13 protein-coding genes are annotated in these 17,542 nt (G+C 51.6%); 4 read left to right on the forward strand and 9 right to left on the reverse strand.

The annotated features are described in order from the left end of the window. Positions 1 to 66 precede the first annotated feature (66 nt). Entirely contained in the window at positions 67 to 1,113 is a 1,047-nt protein-coding gene (locus PAECUDRAFT_RS17090; RefSeq protein WP_006039381.1) for a LacI family DNA-binding transcriptional regulator, read from the forward strand. Positions 1,114 to 1,214: 101 nt separating this feature from the next. Here the strand turns inward: PAECUDRAFT_RS17090 and PAECUDRAFT_RS24830 are convergent, their stop codons facing one another. From PAECUDRAFT_RS24830 to PAECUDRAFT_RS17130, 7 genes are all read right to left on the reverse strand, one after another. Beyond that, a complete protein-coding gene (locus tag PAECUDRAFT_RS24830) occupies positions 1,215 to 4,619 on the reverse strand; it encodes an alpha-amylase family glycosyl hydrolase (RefSeq protein ID WP_006039382.1) in 3,405 nt (1,134 codons plus the stop codon). A gap of 42 nt (positions 4,620 to 4,661) precedes the next feature. Further along, on the reverse strand, positions 4,662 to 8,861 hold the full coding sequence (locus PAECUDRAFT_RS17105) for a carbohydrate binding domain-containing protein (RefSeq protein WP_006039383.1): 4,200 nt from the start codon (positions 8,859 to 8,861) through the stop codon (positions 4,662 to 4,664). 256 nt (positions 8,862 to 9,117) lie between these two features. After that, complete coding sequence (locus PAECUDRAFT_RS17110; RefSeq protein WP_006039384.1) at positions 9,118 to 10,371, reverse strand: aspartate kinase; 1,254 nt, start codon at positions 10,369 to 10,371, stop codon at positions 9,118 to 9,120. A 142-nt stretch (positions 10,372 to 10,513) separates the two neighbouring features. Further along, the gene (efp, locus tag PAECUDRAFT_RS17115) at positions 10,514 to 11,071 is read right to left on the reverse strand and encodes an elongation factor P (protein WP_006039385.1); all 558 of its coding nucleotides are present in this window, start codon (positions 11,069 to 11,071) and stop codon (positions 10,514 to 10,516) included. A gap of 111 nt (positions 11,072 to 11,182) precedes the next feature. After that, positions 11,183 to 12,259 carry a M24 family metallopeptidase gene (locus tag PAECUDRAFT_RS17120; RefSeq protein ID WP_006039386.1) on the reverse strand — a complete coding sequence of 359 codons (1,077 nt, stop codon included), beginning with the start codon at positions 12,257 to 12,259 and terminating at the stop codon, positions 11,183 to 11,185. A gap of 55 nt (positions 12,260 to 12,314) precedes the next feature. Beyond that, positions 12,315 to 12,755, reverse strand: a complete 441-nt coding sequence (aroQ, locus tag PAECUDRAFT_RS17125; RefSeq protein ID WP_006039387.1) for a type II 3-dehydroquinate dehydratase — start codon at positions 12,753 to 12,755, stop codon at positions 12,315 to 12,317. A gap of 119 nt (positions 12,756 to 12,874) precedes the next feature. Continuing rightward, positions 12,875 to 13,462 carry a YqhR family membrane protein gene (locus PAECUDRAFT_RS17130; protein ID WP_006039388.1) on the reverse strand — a complete coding sequence of 196 codons (588 nt, stop codon included), beginning with the start codon at positions 13,460 to 13,462 and terminating at the stop codon, positions 12,875 to 12,877. 181 nt (positions 13,463 to 13,643) lie between these two features. Here PAECUDRAFT_RS17130 and PAECUDRAFT_RS17135 point away from each other — a divergent pair, with 181 nt between their 5' ends. Together PAECUDRAFT_RS17135 and PAECUDRAFT_RS17140 are read left to right on the forward strand one after the other, a co-directional pair. Next, entirely contained in the window at positions 13,644 to 14,627 is a 984-nt protein-coding gene (locus PAECUDRAFT_RS17135; RefSeq protein WP_006039389.1) for a DUF1385 domain-containing protein, read from the forward strand. Positions 14,628 to 14,671: 44 nt separating this feature from the next. Further along, on the forward strand, positions 14,672 to 14,998 hold the full coding sequence (locus PAECUDRAFT_RS17140; protein ID WP_006039390.1) for a hypothetical protein: 327 nt from the start codon (positions 14,672 to 14,674) through the stop codon (positions 14,996 to 14,998). Positions 14,999 to 15,072: 74 nt separating this feature from the next. On the opposite strand, the gene mntR is transcribed toward PAECUDRAFT_RS17140, so the two are convergent. Continuing rightward, the gene (mntR, locus tag PAECUDRAFT_RS17145; protein WP_006039391.1) at positions 15,073 to 15,495 is read right to left on the reverse strand and encodes a transcriptional regulator MntR; all 423 of its coding nucleotides are present in this window, start codon (positions 15,493 to 15,495) and stop codon (positions 15,073 to 15,075) included. Between the two features lie 211 nt (positions 15,496 to 15,706). Here mntR and splB point away from each other — a divergent pair, with 211 nt between their 5' ends. Next, positions 15,707 to 16,786, forward strand: coding sequence for a spore photoproduct lyase (splB, locus tag PAECUDRAFT_RS17150; RefSeq protein WP_006039392.1), 1,080 nt, complete (start codon positions 15,707 to 15,709; stop codon positions 16,784 to 16,786). Positions 16,787 to 16,794: 8 nt separating this feature from the next. Here the strand turns inward: splB and PAECUDRAFT_RS17155 are convergent, their stop codons facing one another. Continuing rightward, positions 16,795 to 17,508, reverse strand: coding sequence for a cytochrome c biogenesis CcdA family protein (locus PAECUDRAFT_RS17155; RefSeq protein WP_040713103.1), 714 nt, complete (start codon positions 17,506 to 17,508; stop codon positions 16,795 to 16,797). Positions 17,509 to 17,542: the final 34 nt, after the last annotated feature.

Below are 17,542 nucleotides of genomic sequence, written 5' to 3' on the forward strand. Positions count from 1 at the left end.
CTTAATCTAGATTATCATACCTTCTAAGCTTTATCAAAGTTATTTACGAGAGGACCTTTGTTCGCTATGAGTAAAATTACAATAAACGATATTGCGAAAGCTGCGGGCGTTGCCAAATCGACCGTCTCTAAAGTATTAAACGATGCCTCGTCCATCTCAGAGGATACGAAGCGCAAAGTTCGGGAAATTATGAAAGACATGAATTATACGCCCAGCAGCATCGCAACCCAGCTAGCGAAGCAAAGCAGCAATACAGTTGGCTTGCTCATTGATTTATCGCGCAAAGGCGACTTTCTGAACCATTTCTTCTATCCTATTATCGGCGGTATCGAAAGTATCGTAGGCAAGCACCAGTATGAGTTAACGATCTGTAATTCCCACGAGTCATCGCAAACGACAACGAACGGTTATGTGCCTGATCCATCCTTTATGGATCGACTCGTCCGTAATCGCAAGGTAGACGGTTTGCTGCTAGACAGCTCGATCTGGACGCCTCGAACGGAGCTGCTGCTTGGCGAGCTGCATTTTCCGTATGTGCTGCTCGGGGATGCGCCGATCGACGCCCCGTATAGCGCGGTTAATATCGACAATGAAGCAGGCGGGCGATTGCTTGCTGGCCATCTCATCAGCCAAGGCTACAAACGGCTGGCATTCGTCGGAGGCGAACGCGGCGAGCCACTGTTCGAAAGCAGGCTTAAAGGCTGCAGGCAAGCGCTTAGCGAGCAAGGGCTTGCGCTCGATGAATGCCATATCAAGCACGGCGTTGCGAATGAAGCCAATGGCCGCTTGCTCATGAATCAGCTATTGTCGCTCCCGATAGACGATCGTCCGGACGCCATCATCTGCATGAACAATTACACGGCTTTCGGAGCATTGGAGTCCGCTCGAGACGTGGGCGTAGCCGTCCCTACAACGCTTGGCGTTGCAACCTTCGACGATTATCCCCTTGCACCGTATACAAGCCCGCCGCTTACCTGCCTAAGCATGGATACATTCGAGCTGGGGACGCAGGCAGCCGAGATGCTGATGGCGCGAATCGGCGACTACTCTACCCGGGCGGAGAGCAGGCGCATTCCGCCGACCCTCATTGTGCGAGCTTCGACCAGCCGATAATTGCATAACCGATAAAACAAGCCAAGGGCTGCTCCATAATCGAGCAGCCCTTGGCTTTTACTCATGAGCCGATTGCAGAAATAGAGTCGGCGTCGTTTTTCTTACAGGTCTTTCCAGCGTTGAACCGTCAGGTTCAATGTCTGTGCTCCACCGCTCGTCGTAATCGTCCGGTTGGCAATGTCAGTACCATTCGAGTTGATTTCAACGTTCGTCCATGCACCGCGCGTGAACTTATACGAAATTGCTGTGCCTGCTGCTACTGGAATCGTAATCGAATAAGTTCCGTTTGCATTGCGCGTCATTTTGTAGTTCACATCAGCTGCATTCCAGGCGTTCAACGTGCTCGCGATGTAAACATCGGCGTTAGCAGGCGTGTTCGCTGGTACCGTCAAATTGATCGTCAAGCTGTCCGCTTGCGGTACGCCTGTCGAGATCGAGCCGTTTACAAGCGTGTACGTGCCAACTCCGAACGAATAGTTCGCGGAATTGTTGTTATCCCACGATCCGCTGCCGTTATTGAATGCCGCTTTCAAGCCATTTGCAGCACCCAAGTCGATCGTTACAACGCTGTAGCCTGCAAAGGAAGAAGCCGTCATCGCTACGCCAGGAGCTGTCGTCCAAGTGGTCGTACCGTTCACGCTGTAGTGAATGTATTTGTTCGTGAAGCTCGTGTTTTTGTAATAGATCGTTACGGAATTCGTGCCAGCTTGCGGCGTTGTAACCGTCAGGCCCGTGCTTTCCGTCGATTTGTTGCCTGCTGCATCATACGCTTTAACCGTATACACATACGTCGTGTTCGCTACAGCAGTTGTATCCGTGTAGCTAGCCGTTGCCGTCGTTCCCTTAAGAACGCCGTCACGATAAACCTCATAGCCTGTTACGCCAACATTATCCGACGAAGCTGTCCAAGTCAGCGGTACAGTCGTTGTCGTTACCGTTCCTGCTGTTACGTTAATTGGCGAAGTTGGAGCTTGCGTATCAACACCGCTAGGCGTAGTTACCGTCAAGCCTGTGCTTGCCGTCGATTTGTTGCCTGCTGCATCATACGCTTTGACCGTGTACACATACGTCGTGTTCGCTACAGCAGTTGTATCCGTGTAGCTAGTCGTTGCCGTCGTTCCTTTCAGAACGCCGTCGCGATAAACCTCATAGCCCGTTACGCCAACATTGTCCGTCGATGCTGTCCAAGTCAGCGGCACCGACGTTGCCGTCACCGTGCCTGCCGTAACGTTCGTTGGCGTCGTTGGCGCTGTTGGATCGCCGCCAGTTGGGCCTCCAGCAGTAATCGTGCCCGCATTGAACGTCCACGTACCGAGGTTAAATTTGTAATTCAAACCGCCATTGTTATCCCATGTTCCGCTGCCATTATTGAATACAGCTTCCAATTGCGTTGCGTCGCCTACGTTAACCGTAAACTTGTTGTAGCCAGCAACTTCCGATGCAGGCATTGCTACGCCTGGCGCCGTCGTCCAAGTGCCGCCTACTGGACGGTAGTGGATGAAAGGTGTCGTGTAGCCTTGTTTGTAGTAAACAGTGACGCTGTTTGTTCCAGCTACAGGCGTCGTGATCGGGAGAATCGAGCTGAGTGCCGATTTATTGCCTGCTGCATCATATGCCTTGACGGTATATGAATATGTCGTGCTAGGTTGTACCGTAGTGTCAGTGTACGACGGCGTTGCCGACGTGCCTTTCAGAACGCCATCACGGTAAATTTCATAACCCGTTACAGCAATATTGTCCGTCGATGCTGTCCATGAGATCGTAGCGGACGAGCTCGTAACCGTACCAGCCGTCAGGTTAGCTGGCGTTGTAGGTGCTACTGTATCATTTTGTTGAACCGCATAGATTTTGGAAGAGTTCGCGTCAACCGATACCGTAATTTGTTTGCCTGTTACACCGCCCGATTGAACAGTAACCGTATCCGTACCCAATTGGTTCGTCAATACAGTGCCAACAGCCAGCGTGCTCTCCGTACGAAGCGGAATCGTAACCGTTTGCGTGCCGTTTGCTGCATTGCTAAATACGCCGATTACTTCTTGTCCTACGTTCGTACCGGAATCTACACGACGCGAGAATGCATACAGATTTTGTGCTGCCCACATTTCACGTTGTTTACCCGTACGCAAAGCTTCATAATTTTTACGAATGCCGTTCAGTTTAGCAACAAACTGATACGTGTTCGTATTTTGGTTGAAGTAGTCTTGAATCACATTGCCATTGCTATCGCGCTTCACCATCGACCAACGGTTCCACGTATCCGCGATGCCGCCCGTCATGATTTGATCGTTGCCGTTGCCTTTGTTTTGCTCCGTGCCTTGGAAGACAACTGGCAAGCCGCGCATTGTGAAGATGAAAGCAAGCGCATTTTGCAGTTTTTGTACATTGCCACCTGCTTCAGTCAAGAAGCGGTTGCGGTCATGGTTGTCGATGAACGTTACCATGTGGTTCTCGGAGCCGTTATAACGGAAATCCTGTGCCAGCGTGCTTTTCACGTTTGCTTCGAACGATTGGCCGTAAGCGAACGAGTTCAAGATCGAGAAGAACATTGGGAAGTCGAGCATGCCCCACTCTGCATTGCTGCCTACCCAGCGGGAAACGAATTCAGCGTTGCCGTCAAAGTTTTCGCCGAACGTATTTACGCCCAGATAGGATTGCAGCTCATGAAGAACGGAAGGATTAACCAGCTTCGCAGCATCGACGCGTGCGCCGTCTGCGCCGGTATAATCGAACCAGCCTTTAATCGAATCGAACATCGCTTGCTTCGCTTGCGCGTTGTCGAAGTCGATATCGTCCAATCCTGCCAAATCGTGATTTTCGAGATAGTCTTGCGTTGCTGCCGTGTAGCTGCCATCCACCAGCGACCAGTTGATATCGCCGTTATGGTGATACCATGCCGGGTTGTTGAACGGCGCTGCAGGCTGGAGACCCGCGATATCGTAGAAGTTGTTCGTGTTGAGCATGTAGTCGCCCACATGGTTTGGCACGACGTCGATAATGATCTTAATGCCCATGCTGTGAGCCGTGTCCACGAGCTCCTTCAGCTTTTCTTTCGTGCCGAAGAAAGGATTCGCTTTGTTCGGGTCTTTAACATTGTAGCCGTGGTAAGCCGTGTTGCGGCCCGTACCGTTATTGTCACGGCTCGTGATTTGAGGCTCAGCAATCGGAGAAATCCAGATTGCCGTGTAGCCCATGTTTTTGATATAAGGAAGCTTATTAATAATACCTTGCCAGTCTCCGCCTTTCATGTAGCGGAAGTCCTCGTCGGAATTCTCAGCATAACGAATAGCCGTGCCGGTTGCATTGTTCGAAGTATCACCGTCGGAGAAACGGTCCGTCATGATTTGATAAATCGTATCATTTTCATCAAGACCATTGCCAATCTTAGCAGCTTCTGCTTGTTTCGCTGGCAGCGGCTGTACGATTCCTGTCAGAAGAAACGCAGCAAGCAAGGCGATTAAAGAAAGTTTCCAAATCGACTTTTTCGTTTTACTTTTTGTCTTACGCATCAATACAAACCTCCCAATTTTTAATTCCATTGCATTCAAAGCTTAAAGATCTTTCCACTTCTGTACCGTCAATGCCAAGGTGGACGCGCCCGCTGGAACCGTATAGGTCCGATTCGCGATATCCGCGCCGTTCGACGCAACTTCCACATTGCTCCAAGTGCCGCGCGTAAACTTGTAGGTAAGTGCAGTTCCGGCTGTTATAGGCAGTGTGATTGAATATTTGCCGTCACTGCCGCGCGTCAGCTTGTAGGCTGGATCAATTGGATTCCAGTTGTTCACGCTGCCTGAGAGATAGACATCCGCTGTCGCAGGCGTATTCGCAGGTACAGTAAGCGTAATCGTAACGCCCTGCGTGGATGGCGGAGGCGTCACTGGCACTCCAGCTGTTATCGTGCCTGAGCTGAAGGTCCACGTGCCAACGCCGAAGTTGTAGTTGTTGCCGCCATTGTTGTCCCATGTGCCAGAGCCGTTATTGAATACCGCCTCCAGGCCTGTTGCCGTGCCAATATCAACCGTGATCTTGAAGTATCCCGTCACTTCCGCCGCTGCCATCTGCACGCCTGGTGCAGTCGTCCATGTTCCGCCCGTCGGACGGTAGTGAATATAAGGCGTTCCATAGCCCGGCTTGTAGTAGACGGTTACTTTGTTCGTAGTCGGTACTGTGAGCGTTACGCTCACCGGCGTGCTCAATGCGGATTTGTTTCCTGCAGCGTCTACCGCACGCACCGTGTACGCATGCGTAGCGCCTGGCGTACGACCGTTGTCGGTATACGATAATGAAGTCGTCTGTACGATGACAGCACCGTCACGCAGCACTTCATAGCTTGTAACGCCCACATTATCAGTCGACGCGCTCCAGCCAATCTGTACGGACGTCCCCGTCGATGCAGCTGTTGCCGTCAGGCCAGCTGGCACTGTTGGCGCCACCGTATCTGCAGGTACTGGCAGCGTTACGCTTGCCGGTGCGCTCAATGCGGATTTGTTTCCTGCAGCGTCTAGCGCACGCACCGTGTACGCATGCGTAGCGCCTGGCGTACGTCCATTGTCGGTATACGATAAAGAAGTCGTCTGTACGATGACAACGCCGTCTCGCAGTACTTCGTAGCTTGTCACGCCTACATTGTCAGTCGACGCGCTCCAGCCAATCTGTACGGACGTTCCTGTTGCTGCAGCCGTTGCCGTCACACCCGCAGGCGTCGTTGGCGCCACCGTATCTGTTGGCTGCGGCGGCGTTGGCGCTCCAGACGTAATCGTACCGCCACTGAATGTCCAAGTGCCTAGACCGAAGGTATAATTCTTGCCGCCATTGTTGTCCCACGTCCCTGAGCCGTTGTTGAAGACGGCTTCAAGCCCTGTTGCGGTTCCAACATCAATCGTTTTCTTGAAGTAGCCTGCCGTCTCAGCTGCTGGCATTGCAACGCCTGGAGCGGTCGTCCACGTTCCGCCTGTTGGACGGTAGTGAATGTATGGCGCTGAATAGCCCGGCTTATAATAGATGGTCACTTCATTGCTTTGATTGTTCGTCGAGAAGCTGATCAGCGTGCTCTTGCCAGACACGTTGCCGGCAGCATCCTTCGCTGTCACCTCGTACGAATAGGACGTGAGCGAAGCAAGCCCGCTATCGGTAAACGTCGGTGTCGTGCTCGTTCCGACTACTGTGCCATTGCGAGAAATTTCATAACTCGTTACGCCTTTGTTATCCGTCGAAGGTGTCCACGAAAGCGTAATCGTCGTACGGGATTGCGATGGCGACGTTACGTTCGTCGGAACAGTCGGAGCTTCCGTATCCGGCACGATCGGTTTATCCGTAATGAACGGATAGGTTCCTTTAATCGTTCCGTTAACGTCTTCTACGATTTTTCCGCCTTCGTTTTTGTACGTGCCTGCGCCTACATATACCGTTTGAATATCGCTCTTCGTTACATTGCCTTTAGCATCAACTGCCTCAATGTAATAATCGACGAGCTGGTCGCGATAGTCGCCCAAATACGTGTAGAACAGGTCGCCTGTTTCTTGCGCCTTCAGCTTCTGCAGCACCGCAGTTGTCGAAGCCTGCCAAGCCACGCCGTTCATATCCGGCTTCATATCGCGGCGGTTCATGCTGTAGCTGACCCAATCGCTTACTTTAGCCGGGTCGATGTTGCTGACGCCGGAGGCTGCCAATTGTGTCGGGTTGTAGACGCGGAACGTATTGTCGGCTGTGTCAGCCGTTTTGTCGCGATGCGTGCGAACTTTGACTTTAATGTCGTTGATGCCGCTCACATCGTACGCGTACGTATAAACTGCAAACGTATTATCGAAGTATTGCGTCGTCCAGCCTTCCGACTTGTCCTTGTTTACGCTGCCTGGGTTGTACGGCCAACGCTGCGGCCACCAAACCGAAGGACCAGTCGCATCCTTTGCCAGCTGCTGCTGTACATACGGTTTAGAGAAGAACAAGGATTGGTTGAATGAAAGCGTCGGTTTAACCGAATCGTCCACATTCTCGTCGTAATAACCGAATCCTGAATCCATTGCTGGAATGAGGAAGTACCACGACAGCTCGGCAGGGTTCGCGCCGCCTGCATAATCGCGGCTCGCATCGCCCTTCGTCGGGAACGACAGCATCCATGGATTCAACTGGTTGCCCGGAGGAGCTACTTGGCGGTCAAGCGTTGTTGTCGGCTGCCAGTAGTTCGGATGGTCACCCAGCCAGATTTGCTCAGCTGTTTGCGCATAGTTGAGCGCTGCCTGCAGCAATGCGAAGTTGCGCTCCAGGTAGTGATAGCCATACTCGAACGATACCGTCATGCCATCCTGCTCGCCATTGATGTTCTTCTTCGGCTCGAAGTTCGTTCCGTTGACTCGGTTGAAATCAGCGAATTGTCCTTTCCAAATGCCGAATGGCAGCTTCCAGTGATGCCACTGCGGATCGGATGAAGAGTCCCGCGTATCGATCCAAGAGCCATCCTGAACGTGTACCACATCGTTAGCCGCAGGCGTGTTGGTGCGCAGGTACTCGTCGATACCCATGCCTTTTACGCCGCTGTCAGCGTAAGTAACGTTGCCTGCATTACGCCAAGTTTCTTCGGAGCCTGCACGTCCGCTTGCATTGTCGCCGTCATGCGCGATGACGAAGAACTGCTTTTGCGACGAAATGCCTTCGAACGGCTTAATATCCTTGGCTGTCACAGAACCTTGGTAACCTTCTTCCCATGACTCAGCCTGCGCAACAGGTACGCCAACGATTTTGGACTCTGTACCTGTCGTTGGGTTTACGTACTTAACCCAGTGCGGAGTCGAAGCAAATGGGAACTTATTACGAACAACTTGCGCCTCGTTGAACATCGGCTGCGAGATCCACGAGCCTACTGTGCTCACGTTTTGCAAGTCTGCACGGTTAGGCGGCGACACCATCGTATCTACGCCTGGATCGTTCAAGTAAGGATAATCCTTGAGCGTCCGCGAGAAATGGTTATTGCCGATTACCGACCATTGAATCCCCATCTTCTCAAGCACCGGAATAATCCGTTCCGAGAAGCCAAGCTCTGTCGGGAAATACCCTTTGGACGATTGGAACGAGTTGCCCAAGAAGTTAGGCTGTGCGAACACGACATTCTGATAGATGAGATCTTTCAGCATGTAGTCGTTGCCAACCAGCGGTCCCATCGAGTGATGGCCTGAAAAATGGATCAAATCCATCGTTCGGTTGCCAAGCGTCGTCTTCAGCGTGTCATACGCCGTCTTCCAAGGCGCTGCCCAGTTCGTATTGGAGTAAGCAGCAATCCCGCCATGCGACACCAGATCGTTGACGTTCGTCACGGCTGAGCCAGACATCGTTACCTGCATTTGCGCCTGTGGATAATTCTGCTTAAGCGTAGTCGCTACGCTCCACGGCCATGTCAGATACGCGCCTACCTTCGCATGATGCGAATAGTAGCTAACGAGATCGTCATGCGGCATTGGATTGCCATTGGGCAAATAATACGGGTAATTGGCTGGCGGATTTTGCTTCAGCTCGATGACTTGGCCATCGTACATGTACCGGATTGGCGCTCCGACAGCAGCCGATGAATAGCCGGTCGTGTCGTAGTAAGGCCAAAAGTTAGGCATATGATTGTGGTACACGTGGGATGCCGCAATCTCTGCATTCGCTTTAGGCGCAGACACGCCAAGAGCAAACGATTGCACAGACAGCAAAGCAAAAAGTCCCATCGTGACGAACTTTCTCGCTCTCTTGCTCGACTTGGTCCCTGTAAACAAAATGATAAACCTCCCCTCTTTTCTCTCTAATTAAGCGCTTTCATAATGTAGCGGAAAACCGACTAACTACGCCGCATACAACAACCGAAAATAACCTCCTCACCGTGTGCATAATAATAGGAAACCGGTTTCTTTTCGCTGCTTCATCAGATTAGCATGTTGCGCACAACCCGACAATAGTCCAAAAGTCCTATATGCGTTCACATAAAAAAAACAGCCCCGAATTATCTCCGGAGCTGTCTCTTCCAATCGAATCTTATCGACGATCCTGCGGTCCGCCTACGAACACTTGCTCCGCCGTATCCAAGCCGTATGCCGTATGCAATTCACGTACAACATCATTCAGCTTATCAGCAGCGATTACGCAGGAGCACTTGATCTCCGACGTGCTCACCATCTTGATGCTTACGCCAAGCTTCGAGATCGATTCGAACATTGTAGCCGCAACTCCAGGGTTGCTCACCATTCCGGCGCCAACGATCGATACTTTCACAAGGTTAACCTCGGAAGTCGTCTCGCGGTATGGCACCTCGCCGCTAATGCTCTCGATAACCTCGATCGCTTTCTCGGCATCATCGCTGGACAACGTGAAGGAGAAGTCCGCTTTGCCTCCTTGAACGCCGCTTTGCACGATAATATCAACATCGATTCCGTTATTCGCGAGTGCTCCGAACACTTTCGCCAGCACGCCCGGTACATCCTCGACACCTAGAATGCTAATTCTCGCTACGTTCTTGTCAAAAGCAATTCCGCTTACGACCACGCCTTGCTCCATGACCGCTACCTCCTTCACCGTCGTTCCTTCATTCTGGTTGAAGCTGCTGCGAACAACAAGCTTCACGTTGTTGTGCTTCGCATATTCAACTGCACGCGGATGCAAGACCGCAGCGCCTAAATGCGCGAGCTCCAACATTTCATCATACGAAATTTCGTTCAGCTTGCGCGCGCATTTGACAACACGCGGGTCCGTGGAATAAATCCCGTCCACATCCGTGAAGATTTCGCAAACATCGGCTTTAATTGCGGCCGCAAGCGCAACGGCAGTCGTATCCGACCCGCCGCGTCCGAGCGTCGTAATCTCGCCTTCTTCAGACATCCCTTGGAAACCGGCTACGATGACGATCTGACCGTCCTCGAGCGATTTGAAAATCCGATCCGGACGAATGTCCGAAATACGTGCTTTAGCGTGTACCGCTTCCGTTACAATCCCCGCTTGCCATCCTGTGTACGAAACCGCTTGGTGGCCGAACTGGTGTATCGTCATTGACAACAGCGCAACAGAGATCTGCTCACCTGTCGTCAAAAGCATATCCATTTCGCGAGCTGGCGGGTTCGGGTTCAGTAGCTTCGATTGATCAATTAGATCATCCGTCGTATCTCCCATAGCGGAGACTACTACGACTACACGGTTGCCCGCTTCCTTCGTTTGAATAATTCGCTGTGCGACCCGCTGCATTCGTTCTGGTGTACCGACGGAGCTTCCGCCGAATTTCATCACAATCAACGACAAAGCTGATTCACTCCCAACCTTGACATTAGCATACAAGACAATATTATAGCATACGAACGGGGGATTCGGGTACTGCTGTCTATAAAATATGCAGAATACAAAAAAAGCGACTCGGACGTATCCGAATCGCTCGCAGAGACAACTAAGCGCGGGAAATGTATTTGCCGTCGCGCGTATCGATCAGAAGCGCATCGCCTTCGTTGATGAACATAGGCACTTGCACACTGTGGCCCGTTTCGACTTTCGCTGCTTTCGTAGCGTTCGTCGCCGTGTTGCCTTTGATGCCTGGCTCGGTTTCGATAACTTTGAGCTCAACGCTCGTAGGCATCGTGATGCCGATAATTTCGCCGTTGTAGCTAGCGATGTTTACCGTCATATTTTCTTTAAGGAAGTTGAGTTCCCACTCAAGCTGATCCTTCTCGAGGTTGAATTGGTCGAACGTTTCGTTGTCCATGAACGTGTACTCGGATCCCGAGTTGTACAGGTATTGAACGGCACGGTTATCAATCTGTGCGCGGCCGATCGTCTCGCCAGCGCGGAACGTTCTTTCTACCGTGTTGCCGTTACGAAGGTTTTTGAGCTTGGAGCGTACGAATGCCGCGCCTTTGCCCGGTTTAACGTGTTGGAACTCGATTACCGTGAAAATATCGCCTTCCACTTCAACGGTAAGGCCTGTTTTAAAATCGTTAACTGAGATCACAGCTTATGTCCCTCCTAATAATGAGCGAAGCCTGTCCGGCATGAAGCCGGGTGCAGTTCCTGCTATTGTTGCTCTTCATCTCTGACGATTCACTTGCCCATCGCGTTATTATTAAACGCGCAGCTCGGTGAGCTCTTTCGATGACGATGTCAATATTTTAATCCCGGATTCCGTCATAACGATGTCATCCTCAATACGTACGCCCCCAAAGCCAGGGAGGTAAATGCCGGGTTCGACCGTTACCGTCATGCCAGGTGTTAAAATCGTATCGCTTAGCTTGGATAGACGAGGCGCTTCATGAATTTCAAGTCCAAGTCCGTGGCCCAAGCTGTGCCCAAAATTGTCGCCGTAGCCGTATTTGGCAATAATATCACGAGCTAAAGCATCCGCTTCTCGCCCCGACATGCCTGGTCGAATGTTCGCCAAGGCATGAAGCTGAGCTTCGAGCACGATATTGTAAATCTCGCGATGCCGATCCGATGCACGGCCAACAACGACGGTGCGCGTAATGTCGGAGCAGTATCCTTTGTAATACGCGCCAAAATCAAGCTTCACGAACTCGTCGGTTCCGATAATGCGTTCGCTGGCTACGCCATGCGGCAATGCCGAGCGCTCGCCTGACGCGACGATCGTTTCGAAGGATGGGCCAGAGGCGCCGCCCTTGCGCATGAAGGTTTCCATCTCGAGGCCAACCTCGAGCTCCGTGATGCCTGGTCGAATAATGCCTAGCGCGAACGCATAGGTGCGGTCCGCAAGCTGAGCTGCTTCCTGCATAATCGCGATCTCATGCTCGTCCTTTATCATCCGAATAGCTTCAACTAATCCGGATACAGGCCGAAGCGCGATTGTGCCCAATTGCTTGGTCCACTCTGCGAATTCAGCGTATGTAACATGCTCTTGCTCGAACGCAACCACGGAAAGCTGTTTGGCAGCAAGCAGATCACGTACCGTCTCGACCGGCTTCGCCGCATGCTCAATGATCGTAATGCCTTGCGTCTGCTCTGCTGCCTGCGTCATATAACGGAAATCTGTCAACAGGCAAATATCGCTCGACGTAACAAGCAGCATACCGGAAGATCCGGAAAATCCGCTTAGGTACTTGCGATTGTGCGAATACGTCACCAACATGGCCTCAAGGCCTGATTCCGCCAGCTTCTCGCGCAGACGGTCCACTCTTGTGTTTGCCATTCCCGTTATACCTCCTCGCACAATTCAGACCAAGCTTACTCTAGCCGTGCCGTTCTTAAGCTCGCGCCAAATGAGCTGCGAGCGCGCGCAGGCCTAACAGATAGCTATCTGCACCAAATCCAGCGATCTGTCCAACTGCAACTGGCGCTATGACCGAGTGATGCCGGAATTCCTCGCGTTTATGGATGTTGGACAGATGCACTTCAACTACTGGCAGAGCAACTGTACTTAGGGCATCGCGCAGCGCATAGCTGTAATGCGTTAGCGCTCCTGGATTGATGAGGATGCCGTCGGCATGGCCGAAAGCTTCATGAATCCGGTCGATAAGCGCGCCTTCATGGTTCGATTGATAACAATCGATGGCAAGGCCAAGCTCTTCGCCGAGCGCGCGAATCTGTTCTTCGATCGCTGGCAGCGTGTCCGAACCATAGATGCCCGGCTCCCTAACGCCCAGCATATTCAGGTTCGGTCCGTTAAGCACGATTATTTTGCGCATGCTGCACCTCCTTGCGGCGAATGCCGCTAGCTCCCGCGCAACCGCGCAAAAGTCCATTAGACATTTTACCACAGGCTTAAGCCGTTTGAGAAGAGTTTCCTGCGCATGCCCTCGAATCGCTATGCTTTGCTCTGGCTTGCTTTGGAGCCAATCGGCTCACGCGAAGCTTCGTCCGTAAACTCAAACGCGATCGAATAGCCGATAAATACGCCCCACAGCGTGAACACGCACAGCTCGGTAAGCAGCGTGTCCCATCCAATAACGGTTAAAGCAGGCGTTATCTTCATTGCAGGTCCGAGAGCAGCGAATATCGCCACCCACCATAGCAGGCCATAAATAATGCCCATATACGGACCGGCAAGTCTGCCGAATAAGGCGTAATATAACAGTGCAGCGATCATGCTAAACACAATAAAGACAGCGATGCCTACGGCGTAACCCCAGCCTGTATCCAGAAAACTATGCTTGAAGAAAGGCTCTGCCAGCATGCCAGGCATTACTTTTGTAAATTGGAGCCAATAGGACACGCCGCGCACGACGCCCCATATCAAGCCCGCAAAAAAACCGAGCGATAAGCAAAAGGTTAACGGATTCGTATGCTTTTTGCTGGAATCTCCTTGATCATTTCTTGCATGCTTTTGTGACTTTTGTCCTGACTTATGCGACTGCGGGCTCCACACGACCGCGTGCTTTTGTTGCCTTGCCATCCGTTGTCCACGCCCTTTCCTATCCTTAGATGTGCAGGTATCCATCTCTAGTATGGCAAGTTCATCCCATCGGTAACCGCCATGCTGCGCGGACGGTGGCAAACGGTCGTTTAATGAAGTACAATAGAGAAAGCCGCATGAAAAGCAGGCTGTATGCATAAACAAGGAAGGTGAAATCCTTTTGCCGCAATCGAACAGTATCTACGGAGGACAAGCCGTCATTGAAGGCGTTATGTTCGCCGGCAAGCATGTGAACGTCACGGCCGTTCGCCGCAAAACCAATCAAGAAATCGTTTATTACGAGGTTCCTCGCACAACCAAAAATTGGGTAAAACCATTAAAGCGCATTCCCCTCGTTCGAGGTGTCGTCGGCATATTAGAATCCAGTGCCAAAGGCTCTCAGCATTTGAATTTCTCCGTAGAAACCTACGCTGCCGATGAGGCAGGAGAAGCGTCTAAGGACGGAGAAGCTTCAACGAGCAGCACAGCCGCAACCGACAAACCGAAAAGCTCAGGCCTCAGCCTTAGCGCGATCGTCGGCGTTGCTGTAGCCGGCATCATTTCCTTCATCGTTGGCAAGGCGATTTTTACGCTCGTGCCCGCGATGGTCGAACAATTGCTCTTTGGGCAAGCATTCGAGAATATACTATTACACAACCTGATTGAAGGCCTTATCAAAATCGTCTTCCTGCTTTGCTATTTGTACATCATTTCATTGACGCCTATCGTCAAACGGCTGTTCCAGTATCATGGCGCGGAGCATAAGGTTATAAGCGCTTATGAAGCTGGCGTGGAGCTCACAGTCAAAAATGTCCAACGTTTCAACACGCTGCATTATCGCTGCGGCAGCAGCTTCATCGTATTTTCCGTGCTCGTCGGGGTAATCGTATACTCCTTCTTCCATTGGGATTCGATGTGGGAACGCGTCTACTTGCGCCTGCTGCTGCTGCCTGTTGTGCTCGGCGTCTCGTATGAAGTGCTTCGCTTCACGAACGCATTGCGAGAAATTCCTGTATTGCGTTACCTCGGCTATCCTGGCCTGTGGCTTCAGAAGCTGACGACCAAGGAGCCGACTGACGATCAGGTTGCAGTCTCGATCGCTTCCTTCAACCGGATGCGCGAGCTCGACCGCCAGATGGAGCAGTCCAGCTCCAAAGCGTCATAAGTCTCGAACGAATGTTGATTTGGCAGCAGAAAGGGTGATGAGCGATGGTACGGCGGAATAAGGATGCAGCGTGGGGCATCGTCGTGGCGGCTTTAATCGTCTTGGGTCTCGTGCAAATGATTTCCCAAATCATGCGAACGGGGCAATGGAGTGCAGTTCTGATCCCGGTAATCGTGCTGGGCGCCGTATTTGTACTTTATAAGTTTCCGCCTGGCGGCCGTGCCCGTGCCTATCGGACCAGCAACGGACGCAAAGCCTCAGGCCGAACATCGCGCAATGCTGCCAAGCCGCGTTCGCGCAGCAGCAAGACCGTACCTTTCAAGGTTATCGAGGGCGGCAAAGATGATGATCAGTTCCCTCGTTACCACTGATAATCGCATGCACAGCAAAAAGGCTGCTTTCTATCGCTAATGCGACGAAAGCAGCCTTTTCTATCTTCATTGCCCTATTCATTCTCCATTTGGCTTCGAATCGCTTTTAACTCTTCGAGCCTTGTGCTGTCAACCCGGAAATATTCGACCAGCGTCTCAATGCAAGTGATCGAGTCCCAGCTTAGATGATGTTCGATTCCTTCGACGTCACGATATATGTTCTCTTCCTGTACACCGATAATCTCTAAGAACGATTCCAATAGCTGATGCCGATCTACAAGCCTCTTGCCCATCTTCTTGCCTTTGTTCGTCAATACAAGCCCGCGGTACTTCTCGTATATCAGATAGTTGTCCTTGTCGAGCTTCTGGATCATCTTCGTCACAGAGGACGGATGCACCTCAAGCCCTTCGGCAATATCAGACACGCGTGCATAGCCCTTCTCGTCTATTAGCTTGTATATACGTTCCAAGTAATCTTCCATGCTCGGTGTCGGCACTGGAGAACCCCCTAACTTCCAATGTGCACCTTGTCTCCCGGCGCTGCTCCTAGTATCATACAACGTTCACCACGCAACTGCAACCGCATCCGGTCGGCGCGCAGCCCAAATGTTTCCTTCCGTTCACAGGTTTGACCTATAGCCGAACATCGCACACTAATGTTTGAAGGAATGGACTTATAGGTTCCAAATCGTGCAAGGAGGCCGTCTCATGAGCACTACCGTTCTCGATCGACCCGCACCGCCGGCAGCGAAACCTAAGCCGAAGCCGTCCTTTATCCCTGATCTTATTTACTTTGAACCAAAGTCGCTCGAATATCCCAAAGGCAGGCGGATTTTTGATTGGGCGCAGCAAGAAGGGATTCCTTACCGGATGACATCCAGCCATAATCGCATTACCAATTTGCCTGGCGATACGGAGCTGGAGCAATACAAAATGGCCAAGCGAACATTAGTCGTCGGAATCCGCAAAACGTTGAAATTCGACACGTCCAAGCCTTCCGCGGAGTATGCGATCCCCATCGCGACAGGCTGTATGGGCCATTGCCACTATTGTTATTTGCAAACAACGCTCGGCGCCAAGCCGTACATTCGCATTTATGTGAATACGGATGACATTATGGAAGCCGCGCGCGGCTACATCGAGGAGCGCAAGCCGGAAATTACGCGGTTTGAGGCTGCATGCACATCCGATCCCGTTGGGCTTGAACCGATAAGCGGCAGCCTGCGCGAGCTCATCGAATTCATGGCCGATCAAGAGTTTGGGCGGCTTCGGTTCGTTACCAAATTCCACCATGTCGACTCCCTGCTGGATGCCAGGCACAATGGCCACACCCGCATTCGCTTCAGCGTGAACAGCAAATATGTCATTCGCCATTTTGAACCGAACACCTCGCGCTTTGAGGAGCGTATTGAAGCGGCAAGTAAAGTGGCGCATGCAGGTTATCCGATCGGATTCATCATCGCGCCGATCATCTGGCATGAAGGCTGGGAGGACGGCTATGGTGAGCTCATTGAACAACTGGCTAAATCACTCCCGCCTGAGGCGAGGCAGAACTTAACGTTCGAGCTGATTCAGCATCGGTTTACGAAAACGGCCAAAAACGTTATTGAGCGAAGATATCCGAAAACGAAGCTGGAGATGGACATTGAGAAGCGCAAGTACAAATGGGGACGTTGGGGACAAGGAAAATATGTTTACCCTGATGAACAAGCAGATGCGCTCCGCATGTATTTATCGGAGCGCATCTTCGATCATTTCCCTGAATCGACCATCGATTATTTCACTTAAAAGCGGGCTTAGATTTTCATCCAGTCCGGCGTGATCATATTAAGCCAGATCGTAATTTGCGTCATACGGTCCGTGAACAATAAAATACCCATCAGAATCATAACGAAGCCGCCCAGCTTCATCAGCTTGTCGGAATACTTTAACACCCATCTCGTCGAACCGACGAAGAAAGCTAACGCGAAGAACGGAATCGCAAAGCCAAGCGCGTAAGCCGTCGTCATTTGGAACCATGTTCCCGGAGAGGACGCTGCAAGCGCGAGAATCGCCGTCAGTACGGGTCCCATGCATGGCGACCACCCTGCCGAAAACCCGATTCCAAAAATAAAGGCGCCAATATAGCTCGGCTTTTTCAGCCGCATGTGCAGCTTCCGATCTTTCATGAGCGCCTGCGGCTGAAACAGCCCGATCAAGAAAAGACCCATCAATATGATGAGAATCGCCGACAGCTGCCGTATTAACGTCTCATATTCACTGAAAAAATCTGCAAAACGGTTCGTTCCATAGCCGAGCGTGTAAAACACGACCGAAAATCCGAGCAGGAAAAACAAGGTATGCGACATCGTACGCCAACGTACGCTGCCGCTCTTTTCGCTGGATTTGAGTTCGGTCACAGATACGCCTGTTATGTAGGATAAATACGATGGATATAAGGGCAGGCAGCAAGGCGAGATGAACGAAGCAATGCCTGCTGCAAAGGCTAGCCCTGTATTAACGTCCGTCAATTCCATTCACTCCAGTCTCTAACGGCTATACGAA

The sequence above is a fragment of the Paenibacillus curdlanolyticus YK9 genome (assembly GCF_000179615.1).
In the GTDB taxonomy this organism is placed as follows: Bacteria; Bacillota; Bacilli; order Paenibacillales; family Paenibacillaceae; genus Paenibacillus_T; species Paenibacillus_T curdlanolyticus.

Excerpts from the sequence above, each read along its gene's own strand:
- PAECUDRAFT_RS17130 (WP_006039388.1), bottom strand. The coding sequence starts at position 13,462 with ATGGCAAGGCAACAAAAGCACGCGGTCGTGTGGAGCCCGCAGTCGCAT.
- PAECUDRAFT_RS17090 (WP_006039381.1), top strand. The coding sequence starts at position 67 with ATGAGTAAAATTACAATAAACGATATTGCGAAAGCTGCGGGCGTTGCC.
- splB (WP_006039392.1), top strand. The coding sequence starts at position 15,707 with ATGAGCACTACCGTTCTCGATCGACCCGCACCGCCGGCAGCGAAACCT.
- PAECUDRAFT_RS17140 (WP_006039390.1), top strand. The coding sequence starts at position 14,672 with ATGGTACGGCGGAATAAGGATGCAGCGTGGGGCATCGTCGTGGCGGCT.
- aroQ (WP_006039387.1), bottom strand. The coding sequence starts at position 12,755 with ATGCGCAAAATAATCGTGCTTAACGGACCGAACCTGAATATGCTGGGC.
- PAECUDRAFT_RS24830 (WP_006039382.1), bottom strand. The coding sequence starts at position 4,619 with ATGCGTAAGACAAAAAGTAAAACGAAAAAGTCGATTTGGAAACTTTCT.
- PAECUDRAFT_RS17120 (WP_006039386.1), bottom strand. The coding sequence starts at position 12,259 with ATGGCAAACACAAGAGTGGACCGTCTGCGCGAGAAGCTGGCGGAATCA.